Genomic DNA, 10,785 nt, shown 5'->3' on the forward strand with positions numbered 1-10,785 from the left:
ATCTTATGTACCCCGGCCGGAGAGTGACGACAAATGAACAGTGACGACGCACACACAGGCTCCGATCGCGGCACGTCCGATCGCGGTGCCGCCGACGGAGACCGCTCGACGACAGACCCCGACGCGACCACCGACGGCGGCGTCTCGTCGGAGGCGGCGCACCCGTCGGGAACGTCCGACGGCGACGTGCCGGCCGAGGCGTTCCGGGAGGTCGCGGAGCGGCTCGCCGACGGCGACCTCGGGGCCCGGTTCCCGGCCGCGGAGACCGACGGCGAGGCGGCGGCGCTCGCGGCGACGCTCAACGAGTTCGTCCAGGGGGTCGCGGAGACGGTGTCCGACGCCGACGGCTTCGGCGACGAGGTCGCTGGCGCGACCGAGCACGTCCGGTCGAACGTCGACCGGGCGAAAGACCAGAGCGAGGAGGTGTACGCCGCGGTCGACGAGATCGAGTCGGCCGCGACCCGCCAGCGCGACGACATCGCGGCCGCGACGAGCGAGCTCCAGACCGTCTCGGCCGCCACCGAGGAGGTCGCCGCCTCCGCGGACCAGGTGGCCGAGACCGCGGCCGACGTCGCCGAGCGGGCCCACGAGGGGACCGACGCCGCGACGGCCGCGATCGAGGACCTCCGCGTCGTCGACGAGCGGACCGAGGAGGCCCTCGAACGGGTCGAAACGCTGGAGTCGGAGGTCGCGGCGATCGAGGACGTCACCGACCTGATCCAGGACATCGCCGACGAGACGAACATCCTCGCGCTCAACGCCTCGATCGAGGCCGCCCGCGCCGGCGAGGCCGGGGCCGGCTTCGAGGTGGTCGCCGAGGAGGTCAAGGGCCTCGCGGAGGAGGCGCGAGAGGCGACCGGCGAGATCGAGTCGTCGATACGGTCGGTTCGCGCGGAGACGGACGCGACCGTCGACGAGATGGCCGAGATGCGCGAGCGCGCCGACGAGGGGATCCGCACGGCCGAGGCGGCGCTGGAGGCGTTCACCGACCTCGCCGACGACGTCTCGGAGACGACGAGCGGCGTCGCGGAGATCCGCGACGCGACCGACGACCAGGCGACCTCGATCGAGGCGGTGGTCGACGCCGTCGAGTCGGTCGGCGACCTCGCCGAGGAGACGGCCGCGGACGCGGGCGACGCCACCGCGGTCGCGCACGCGCAGAAGACGTCGCTGGCGGAGGTGGCCGCCGGCGCGTCGACGCTCGCCGACCGGACCGGGACCTTAGACGACGCGCTCGACGCGTACGACGCCGACGGGACCGCCGACGACGACGCGGTCGTCCTCGACTTCTGGCACGCGTTCGGCGGCCGCAAGGCGCGGCTCCTCGACGAGTTCGCCGCCGAGTTCGCCGCTCAGACCGACGGGGTCGCGGTCCGCCCCGCCTCGAAGGGGAGCTACCGCGGCGCGTTCCAGGCGACGCTCGCGGCGGCGGACCGGGGCGAGGCGCCGGCGATCGCCCACCTCTACGAGATCGGCACCCAGCGCGCGCTCGACAGCGGGGCCTTCACGCCCGTCGAGCGCCTCCTCGACGCCGAATCCGGGCGCGTCGCCCGAGGCGGGCCCGCCGCCGCGAGCGGTTCCGGCGTCGCCCTCGACGCCGACGACCTGCTCGACCCCGTCGCGAACTACTACCGGACGGACGGGGTGCTCCACTCGATGCCGTTCAACGCGTCGACGCCCGTGCTGTACTACGACCGGGCGGCGTTCGAGCGGGCCGGACTGGACCCCGACGACCCGCCCGAGACGTTCGACGAGGTCCGGCGCTGCGCCGAGCGGCTCGTCGAGCGCGGCGCGACCGAGACGGGGATCACGTTCGCGACGTACTCGTGGTTTATCGAGCAGTGGTTCGCCGAGGCCGGCGAACCCCTCGTCGACGCCGACAACGGTCGGGGCGGCACGCCGGCGGAGAGCCGGTTCGACGGACCCGTCGGCGAGCGGATCTACCGTTGGATCGCCGAGATGGCCGCCGACGGCCTGTACCACGACCCCGGCATCGAGGCCCGCGGGCAGGCCCGCGAGGCGTTCCAAGAGGGGCGCGCCGGGATGCTCATCGGCTCCACCTCCGCGATGGTCGACGTGCGGGAGGGCGCCTCCTTCCCGGTCGGCGTCGGCTACTTCCCGGTCGCCGACGAGCGGCACGGCGTCGTCGTCGGCGGGGGATCGCTGTGGGTCGCGGACGGCGCGTCGCCGGCGGAGCAGCGCGCCGCCGCGGCGTTCCTCGCCTGGCTCGCGGCCCCGGAACGGCAGGCGCGTTGGCACCGCGAGACCGGCTACTTCCCGGTCCACGAGGGCGCGATCGACCGGCTCGACCGCCAGGGGTGGTTCGACGAGAACCCCGGCTACCGCACCGCGATAGACCAGCTGCTCGACGCCGAGGACGCGGCGGCCACGACGGGCGCGCGGATCGGTCCGTTCGACACGGTCCGGACGCTCGCCGCCGAGGCGTCGGTCGACGCCCGCGAGCACGGGGTCGAGTCCGCGGTCGAGCGCCTCGCCGACAGCACCGCCGTCCAGCTCGAACGCTACGCGGCCGAGCGCGACGGCGGGGCGTAGTCGCTGTCGCGGGCGATCGAAAAGGCCGAGAGAAACCCGCTCAGCGCGCCCGACGGACCCACTCGCGCAGCGTGAACCGGTCGTACGCCGTCTCTTCGGCCACGTCCCACTCCGCCTCGTCCCACGCCGGGTAGTACGTGTCCCCGTCGAACGCGCCCTCGACGTGGCTGAGGGCCATCCCGTCGAGGTGCGGCTGGAACAGCTCGTAGATGCCGCCGCCGCCGAGGACGTAGACCGTCTCGTCCCCCCCGTCCGACGCCTCGACCGACCCCGACGGCGGACTGGTCTCGGCGGGCACGCGCTCCCGCTCGGCGGGGGCGTCCCCGACGACGTCGCGGGCCGCCGCGAGCGCCTCCTCGACGCCGCTCGCGACGAGCGCCGTCGGCGCGTCGACCGCGTCGACGCTCCGGCTCACGACGATCTGGCGGCGTCCGGGCAGGTCGCCGCGCATCGAGTCGAACGTGCGTCGGCCGAGAATCACCGGTGACTCCGCGACGCGCTCGCGGTACTGCCGCACGTCCGCCTCGATGTGCGGCCACGGCACCTCGCCGTCTCTCCCGATCACCCGGTTCTCCGCGAGCGCCGCGACGCTGACGAGTCTCACGGCCGGCGTACGCGGCGAGGAGACAAAAGCGGCCCGTCGTTCAGCCGTCGAGGCCCAGCAGGTCGAACGGGTACCCGTTGTCCAGCTCGTCGGCGCGCTCGTAGACGACGCGCGCGGCCGCCACGTCCTGAATCGCGAGCCCCGTCGAGTCGAAGACGCTGACGCCGCTCACGCCGTCGGCGTCGGCGGGGGTCCCCGGCGTCCCGGGACGGCCCGCCCGACGGCCGACGACTATCTCGCCGATCTCGCCGTAGATGTCGTCGTCGGTGAGCGTCCCCGCGGCGTAGGGGACGTTGATCTCGCCCGAGTGGGTGCACTGCTCGTGGTCGTCGATGACGACCGTGGCGTCGACGAGGAGGTCGTCCGCGAGCTCGTGTTTCCCCTCCGCGTCCGCGCCCATCGCGTTGACGTGCGTGTGGTCGCCCACGTCCTCGGGACCGACGATCGGACTCTCGACCGGCGTCACCGTCGAGAGGATATCGCAGTGGCCCGCCTCCGAGACCGAGCCCGCGCGCACGTCGAACCGGTCCCCGAAGGCGTCGAGGAAGTCGGCGACGCGTTCCTCGTCGAGGTCGCTCACGACGACCTCCTCGATGTCCCGCACCGTCGAGATCGCTTCGAGTTGGGTGTACGACTGGACGCCGGCGCCGACGATCCCGAGCGAACTCGCGTCGGGGACGGCGAGGTGGTCGGTCGCGACCGCGGCGGCCGCGCCGGTGCGTTTCATCGTCAGCGTCGTCCCGTCGAGGACCGCCAGCGGGAACGCCGTCTCGGGGTCGGAGTAGATCATCGTCCCCATCACGGTCGGGAGGTCGTGGTCGGCGGGGTTGTCGGTGTGGACGTTCACCCACTTGATCCCGGCTGCGTCCCACCCGTCGCCGGTCGCCGTCTCCTCGGCGACGTCCTCCTCGCGGACGTCGAGGAAGGCGGGCATCGACCGGAAGTCGCCGTTGTACTCGGGCAGGTCGATGTACGACTTCGCCGGCATCTTGGCGTCGCCGCGCTCGTAGGCGGTAAACGCGCCGCGGACCGCGTCGATTACCCGGTCCATCTCGGCGTTCTCGTCTACGTCGTCCGCGTTGAGGAGCAGCGTCTGCATGCCGCAAAATTCGCCGGCCGTCACTTAGTCCCTTCCGAACGCGATCCGCTCGCCTCAGACCCCGCAACGCGTCCGCCGACCACCACCGCGCGCAGGTCGTTGACGTTCGTCCCGGTCGGTCCCGTGCGGACCAGCGCGTCCGCCCCGTCGAGCAGCGGGTACGCGTCGTGCTCGTCGAGCGCGGCCGCGGCCGCATCGCGGCCCAGGGTGGCCTCGGGGCCGTCGCCGACGAGGCGGTCGTCGATCAGCGCGCCGGCCGCGTCCGTCGCGCCGTCGATACCGTCGGTGTCGACGCTCGCGACGGCGATCCCCTCGCCGTCGCGCCCCGACGCGTCGAGCTCGGCCGCCGCCGACAGCGCGAACTCCCCGTTCGGCCCGCCCTCGCCGGGGTCCGCCCCGAGCGTCACCGTCACCTCGCCGGCCGAGAGGAGGACCGCGGGCGGAGCGACCGGGTCGCCCGCCGCCCGGCACTCCTCGCCGACCGCCGCGTGGGTCTTCGCCGCCTCCCGCGCCTCGCCGCGCACCCGCGAGGAGAGCACGAGCGGGTCGTACCCCCGCGCCGCGGCGACCTCCCGGGCCGCGTTCAGGGCCGTCCGCGCGCTCGCGACGATCCGGACCCCGACGCCGTCGAACGCCGGGTCGCCCGTCTCGGGGGTCTCCGCGACCTCGCCTGCGGCGCCGCGGTCGAGCCGCGCGGTCACGGCGTCCGGGGTGTCGACCCCGTACCGGTCGAGGACCGCGTTCGCGTCCGCGTAGGTCGTCGGGTCGGGCGAGAGCGGGCCGCTCGCGATCACCGCCGGGTCGTCGCCGGTCACGTCGCTGATCGCGAGGCCGAGGACGTCGGCGGGGGCGGCCGCCCGGGCCAGCCGTCCCCCCTTCACCGCCGAGAGGTGTTTGCGGACCGCGTTGATCTCGTCGATAGTCGCGCCGCTGGCCAGCAGCGCCTCGGTCGTCTCGCGCAGGTCGTCAAGCCCGATCCCGTCGGCGGGCGCGGCCAGCAGCGCGCTCCCGCCGCCCGTGAGCAGGCCAATCACGAGGTCGTCGGCGCCGGCGTCGGCCGTGAGCGCCCGCACCCGACGGGCGCTCTCGACGCCCGTCTCGCTCGGCGTCGGGTGGTCGCCGGGGAGGACGGCGACCCGCTCGGTCTCGACGGGGTCGTCCGTGACTACCGCGCCCTCAGCTATCCGGCCGCCGAGGAGCCGCTCGACCGCGGCCGCGAAGTGGCCCGCCGCGTTGCCCGCCCCGACGACCAGCACGCGGTCGTACGCGGCGAGGTCGTAGGCGGCCGTCGCGTCGTCGTGGGCCGTGCTCGCGTCCTCGACGCCCGCGACCGTCAGCCGGTCGCCGTCCAGCGCGAGGGCGTCGTCGACCACTCCGGCCGGGTGCGCCGCCTCGATGCCGGCCACGACGCAGTCGAGCGCGAGTTCGCGGACCGGATCGCCCGCGTGTCCCTCGCGGTCCGCGACGGTCACGGAACGGTCGGCGTCGTCGGGTGCGTCAGACATGGGTCGGATCGCTCATTCCCGTCTGCGTTCCGACGCTTCAAGAGGACTCCGCCGGGGCGCCCGGAGGAGCCCCGCCCGGCCCCGCTCAGAGGATGAGATCGGCGGTCGAGAGGACGTAGTAGACCGCCAGCAGCGCGGCGATGGCGTACTGCCCGAGCGCGACCTCGTCGCCCTCGCCGACCGCGAGCTTGATGATCGGGTACGCGACGATACCGGCCGCCAGTCCGTCGGCGATGGAGTAGGCGAACGGCATCACGGTGACCGTGAGCCCGGCGGAGACGGCCCACGCGGGATCGTCCCAGTCGACCTCGACGAGCCCCTGAAGCATCATCACGCCGACGACGATCAGCGCGATGAAGGAGGCGTACTCGGGGATCGCGGCGACGACGGGGATCACGGCGAGCGACGCGAGGAACAGCGCGGCGACGACCAGGGCGGTGAGCCCGGTGCGACCGCCCTCCTCGACGCCCGCGGACGACTCGATGAACGTCGTCACCGTCGAGGTGCCGACCATCGCGCCGAAGGTGGTCCCGACGGCGTCGGCCATCAGCGGCTTGTCCATGTCGGGGAGGTCGCCGTCATCGTCGAGGAAGTCGCCGAACTGCGAGACGCCGATGAGCGTCCCCGCGGTGTCGAAGAAGTCCACGAAGAAGAACGTGAACACGACCAGCACGAACGTGAGCGGGTCGATGTTCGCCAGCCCGTCGACGAACGCGCCCGCGAGCGGCGTGATGTCGTACTGCGCCGACGGCAGCGTCTCCGGCGTGACCGTCCCGCGGGCGAAGACGCCGCCGAGAGTGAGCGCCCAGCCGGCAATCGATGTGGTCGCGATGCCGATGACGATGGCGCCCGTGACGTTCCGCGCCCACAGCACGAACGTCAGCACCAGCCCCAAGACCCCGAGGATCGCCCACGGGTTCGCGAAGACGCCGCCGAGCGTGACCAGCGTCGCCTCGTCCGGCACGACGATCTGGAGCTCCTGAAGCCCGATGAAAAGCAGGAACAGGCCGATGCCGGCCCCGACCGAGCGCTTCACCGGCTCCGGGAACAGCCGGATGACGTACTCGCGCGCGCCGACGAGGGTCAGGAGTATGAACAGGACCCCCTCGACGAAGACGGCGGCCAGCGCCGTCTGCCACGGCACGCCGAGCCCCAGCACGACGGTGTACGCGAAGAAGGCGTTGAGCCCGAGCCCGGGCGCGAGCCCGAACGGCCGGTTCGCGTACAGCGCCATCACGGCCGTCCCCACCGCCGCCGAGAGGACGGTCGCGATGGCGATCATCTGGACCACCTCGAAGAACTCGTACCCGGGGATCTGGATCGCGTCGGCCAGGATGAACGGGTTCACGACGATGATGTACGACATCGCGAGGAACGTCGTGAGCCCGGCGACCAGTTCGGTGCGGACGTCCGACCCGTGCGACTCCACGTCGAACCGCTCGGCGAGCGTGTCTGAAAGGCCCATTGAACGGGTAGATGTTCCCCGGGATCGAGTGATAAGCTTTGCTGAACGAAGCGCTCAGATATACACAAACGCGCATTAAAACGCGAAAAAGTCCTGTTTATTCTCGAAGAGTATGCGCGAACGTGGCTACTCGAACGTGGTCAGCGCGCCGACCGGCGCGTCGGTGATCGCTCGCGCGCGGTCCATCCCCTCGTCGCCAACGGCGATGAGCGCGAACACGCCGGTAACGTCAGCGTCGCCTTGGAGCGCGATGTCCAAGAGGAGCTCTTGCGTCTCGCCCGACCGGATCAGGTCGTCGACGACCAACACCGTGTCGCCGGCGTCGACGGCGCTCGCGGGGAGGTAGTAGGTGAGCTCGATGCCCGAGGCGAGCCGCTGGCGCGACTCGATGAACTCCTCGACGGCGGTCTCCTTCGACTTCTTCGCGTACGCCAGGCGTGCGTCGAAGAAGGAGGCCATCGCCGCGCCGAGCGTGATCCCGTCCGTTGCGGCCGTCAACACCACGTCCGGCGACTCGAACTCGAACGTCTCCGCCGCCACAGGCGCCACGAGGTCGAGGAACGACTGGTCGAAGACGACGCCGGAGTTGTCGACGTAGCCCTCGTCGTCGAACTCGACGCGCGCGACCAGCTCGTCGGCGAGCGCCTCGCGCCCGACCGACTCGACCACCTCGCTCGCGCGGTCGGTGCCGGGCAGGACGTGCCCGTTCACGTACCGGTTCAGGTCGCCAGCGGGCAGCCCGGTCACCGCGGACAGCTCCTCGTACGTTCGCGTCTCCTTCAGCATCCGCAACACGGCGACCGCCTGTAGCTGGAGGGCCGCCTTCTCTGCGCGGTTCATACTAATGATCGTGATCGCACAAGTATGAACATGTCGAAGTCGCACGCGGGGAGAAAACCCCACGAGTGTGGTTCTCACGACTCGGGCGCGTCGAAGAACACCGCGGGGTCGTCGATCGCGATCGCGACGTGGTCGCGGTCGTCGAGCGGGCGCAGCCGGACCGTGAGCGCGCCGTTCGCCGCCGCGGCCGCGCGCAGCGAGGCGAGGTCTTCGTCGCCGATGTACGTCGGAATACAGAGCGCCACCGCCGCCGCCTCGTCGGTCGCGACCACCAGCCGGTACGCGACGCCGTCCGCGGCGCCCGCGTACACGTCGACGCCGTCGATCGCGGCCTCGTCGACCGCCTCGAGCGCCGCCTCGAACTCCGACTCCGGTAACAACACGTCGACGCGGGCCGCGTCGGCGACCGGGTTCACCTGTCCGGGGTGTCCGGCGACGGCGGTCCAGCCGCGCTCTCGGTACGCCGCTGCCGTCGACTCCGCGTCCTCCTCGACCGCTCCCCACCGCGGTCCGGGATCGGGTACGTCCATGTCGCGCGGCTACCGCCCACGTCCGTACATAAGCGTCGGTTTCCGACTCGTATCGTGCCTGTCCCGCGTACCCGCGCTCGCCCCCGACCCGTCTGCGCTACCGTCGACGGACCGTTGGCAGTCGGGCCGAAAGGGGCCGGGTCGGTAGTGTTCAGATAAGCTGATTCCATGCGAAGGCGAACGATCTCAGCCACTCGTTTGCTGTTTCTGCTTCAGCGTTACTGAAACAGTTTGAGAAACAGATAGTTCTGCGTTTTACCTCACGAAATACACGTTCAACGCTGTTCCGATTTCCATGTCGTTCGTATCTGAAATCGAGGTCATGCTTTCGACAGGCTCGCTGAAGTGGAGCTGCGCCATCGACGAGAATAATCGCGTCATCTACGTCGTGTTTCTCGCGGAGATCTGCGAAAAACTGATCTGCGATCGCATTGTTTCTTGTCGGTTCAAGCTGCGTATGGAGCAGATCGTTCGTTTCCGGATCGACAGCAGCGTACAGCCAATATTGTTCATCGTTAAGTCGAATCACAGTTTCATCGACCGCAACGTGATTCGGGCTTCGCCCAGACTCCGGCTGTAGATCGGACTTGTGAACCCAGTTATGAACGGTGGAGCGAACCCGATCAACACCGAATACCTCAAGAAACGAAACAGTATTTGAAAGCGATAATCCAGCCAAATGAAGCTGAATACTGAGCTTCATCAACAGCCGCGGTGTTGCTTCTCGCTCCACAAACTCTAAGTTGATATCGTCTAAACAGCCGTTGAGGCGGTCGTTTTTGGGCATAGAACACTTTGAAAACGCACCGCCTCACCTTTCAATCCTTATCTGAACACCGCCGTTCGCGGGAAGGTTGGCCGGCCGTCGGCGGTCCGAGCGACGGCGTCCGCTCGTGGGGAGTCGCCAGTGTTGACGGGGACGAGTCGCGTTCGCCGCTGATACCGAGATACATTAGCGTGGGGGCCGTACCGGACGTATGCTCCAAGATCCGGTCGACGCTGTGACAGACGACGAGCGCGTGTTCGCGGCGGTCATGATCGTGCTGTCGGTCCTGATCTTCGTGCTCGTGTTTCGGAGCGAGCGGTCGGGGTCATCGTGACGCCGCCGCCGGCGACGTGAGACGAATACGGCCCGAAGTAGGGCTCACAGCAAGGAAACACATATGACCGTCTGGGGCCTTAATCGTATGTGAGCGATACAACAGAAGAGACGGCGGCAGAAGTTGTCGAAGAGGTCGGTAGTGACGGACTCGGACCCGCGGTGTTCGCGTCCGTGGGGTCGGTGGCGCTCGCGCTGTACTTCTACTACGTGCGCGGCGACAAGCAGCGCGGGCAGTTCGTCGGTCTGTGGCCCGTGACGATACTCGGTCTCGCATCCTATTTCAAGCTGGAAGAGATTCGAGAGGCGCTCTCGGCGAGCGACGACTGAACGGGGTCCACTCGGACCGTCTGATCGTGTCCCGACACGCCGTGGTCCCTTCCGGTGGCGTAGTTCGTCCGTGACCGCCGACGGACGCGAACGGCCGTGACGGTTATACGCGTACGCGTGGGAGCATGAGGGAATGAACGGGTCCGAACCGCTCGGGCTGCTGCTCGATCAGGCCCAGGACAAGATCGCCCTGGTCGACGACGAAGGTCGGTTCACGTTCGTCAACGGGGCTTCAGAGCGGATTCTCGGCATCCCGCCGGCGGAGCTCGTGGGCGAGGTCGCCTTCGAGTACATACACCCGGACGACCGTGAGGCGGTCCGTGCGGCGTTCCAGCGAACGATCACCAGCGACGGGTTCGCCGAGGAGACCGTCGAGTACCGCCACCGCACTGCGGACGGGTCGTGGGTCTGGCTGGAGAGCCGGATGTCGAATCTCACCGACGACGAACTCGACGGGTACGTCGTCAGCTCGCGGGACGTGACCGACCGCGTCCGCGCCGAGCGGCAGCGCACGGAGGCCACCTCCCACCTCAAAGAAATCGCGGCGGTCTCCGGCGACGTCCTCTGGATGTTCGACGCGGACTGGTCGGAGCTCCTCTTCGTGAACCCCGCGTACGAGGACATATACGGCACCGCTCTTGTGTAGCACATTGTTGATTTCAGAGAGTGGCTTTGACGGCGTCTTTGAGCGCTTCTCGTCCGGGTTTGCGGTAGAGTTCTCGTCTGAGTTGGAACGCTCGGAGATACTGTGTGAGGCGAT

Annotated in this window: 10 protein-coding genes and 2 pseudogenes; 4 read left to right on the plus strand and 8 right to left on the minus strand. The window is 69.7% G+C overall.

The genetic code is table 11. The features are described 5' to 3' along the window. Positions 1 to 33: 33 nt before the first annotated feature. Entirely contained in the window at positions 34 to 2,553 is a 2,520-nt protein-coding gene (locus tag B9G49_RS14130; RefSeq protein ID WP_086216801.1) for an extracellular solute-binding protein, read from the plus strand. A 40-nt stretch (positions 2,554 to 2,593) separates the two neighbouring features. On the opposite strand, the gene B9G49_RS14135 is transcribed toward B9G49_RS14130, so the two are convergent. The 7 genes from B9G49_RS14135 to B9G49_RS14165 form a co-directional block, all read right to left on the minus strand. Continuing rightward, on the minus strand, positions 2,594 to 3,157 hold the full coding sequence (locus B9G49_RS14135) for a dihydrofolate reductase (RefSeq protein WP_086216802.1): 564 nt from the start codon (positions 3,155 to 3,157) through the stop codon (positions 2,594 to 2,596). Between the two features lie 40 nt (positions 3,158 to 3,197). Then, entirely contained in the window at positions 3,198 to 4,256 is a 1,059-nt protein-coding gene (locus B9G49_RS14140) for an ornithine cyclodeaminase family protein (RefSeq protein WP_086216803.1), read from the minus strand. A 20-nt stretch (positions 4,257 to 4,276) separates the two neighbouring features. Then, a complete protein-coding gene (locus tag B9G49_RS14145; RefSeq protein WP_086216804.1) occupies positions 4,277 to 5,761 on the minus strand; it encodes a glycerate kinase in 1,485 nt (494 codons plus the stop codon). Between the two features lie 85 nt (positions 5,762 to 5,846). Continuing rightward, positions 5,847 to 7,226, minus strand: coding sequence for an NCS2 family permease (locus B9G49_RS14150; RefSeq protein ID WP_049931397.1), 1,380 nt, complete (start codon positions 7,224 to 7,226; stop codon positions 5,847 to 5,849). A 126-nt stretch (positions 7,227 to 7,352) separates the two neighbouring features. Next, a complete protein-coding gene (locus B9G49_RS14155) occupies positions 7,353 to 8,066 on the minus strand; it encodes a phosphoribosyltransferase family protein (RefSeq protein WP_086216805.1) in 714 nt (237 codons plus the stop codon). Between the two features lie 74 nt (positions 8,067 to 8,140). Further along, positions 8,141 to 8,596 carry a hypothetical protein gene (locus B9G49_RS14160; protein ID WP_086216806.1) on the minus strand — a complete coding sequence of 152 codons (456 nt, stop codon included), beginning with the start codon at positions 8,594 to 8,596 and terminating at the stop codon, positions 8,141 to 8,143. 151 nt (positions 8,597 to 8,747) lie between these two features. After that, the gene (locus B9G49_RS14165; RefSeq protein WP_086216184.1) at positions 8,748 to 9,383 is read right to left on the minus strand and encodes an IS6 family transposase; all 636 of its coding nucleotides are present in this window, start codon (positions 9,381 to 9,383) and stop codon (positions 8,748 to 8,750) included. Between the two features lie 190 nt (positions 9,384 to 9,573). Between B9G49_RS14165 and B9G49_RS17205 the strand changes: the two genes are divergently transcribed. The 3 genes and pseudogenes from B9G49_RS17205 to B9G49_RS14175 all read left to right on the plus strand — a co-directional run. After that, the gene (locus B9G49_RS17205) at positions 9,574 to 9,696 is read left to right on the plus strand and encodes a hypothetical protein (RefSeq protein WP_254921814.1); all 123 of its coding nucleotides are present in this window, start codon (positions 9,574 to 9,576) and stop codon (positions 9,694 to 9,696) included. Positions 9,697 to 9,785: 89 nt separating this feature from the next. Continuing rightward, positions 9,786 to 10,025 (plus strand): hypothetical protein, encoded by a 240-nt coding sequence (locus B9G49_RS14170; protein ID WP_049932464.1) that lies wholly within the window; start codon positions 9,786 to 9,788, stop codon positions 10,023 to 10,025. A 133-nt stretch (positions 10,026 to 10,158) separates the two neighbouring features. Further along, positions 10,159 to 10,662, plus strand: a pseudogene (locus tag B9G49_RS14175) (PAS domain-containing protein); the annotation flags it as partial. A gap of 22 nt (positions 10,663 to 10,684) precedes the next feature. Here B9G49_RS14175 and B9G49_RS16335 read toward each other — a convergent pair. Next, positions 10,685 to 10,785, minus strand: a pseudogene (locus B9G49_RS16335) (IS1595 family transposase); the annotation flags it as partial.

The organism is Halorubrum sp. SD683 (assembly GCF_002135045.1).
GTDB lineage: Archaea > Halobacteriota > Halobacteria > Halobacteriales > Haloferacaceae > Halorubrum > Halorubrum ezzemoulense.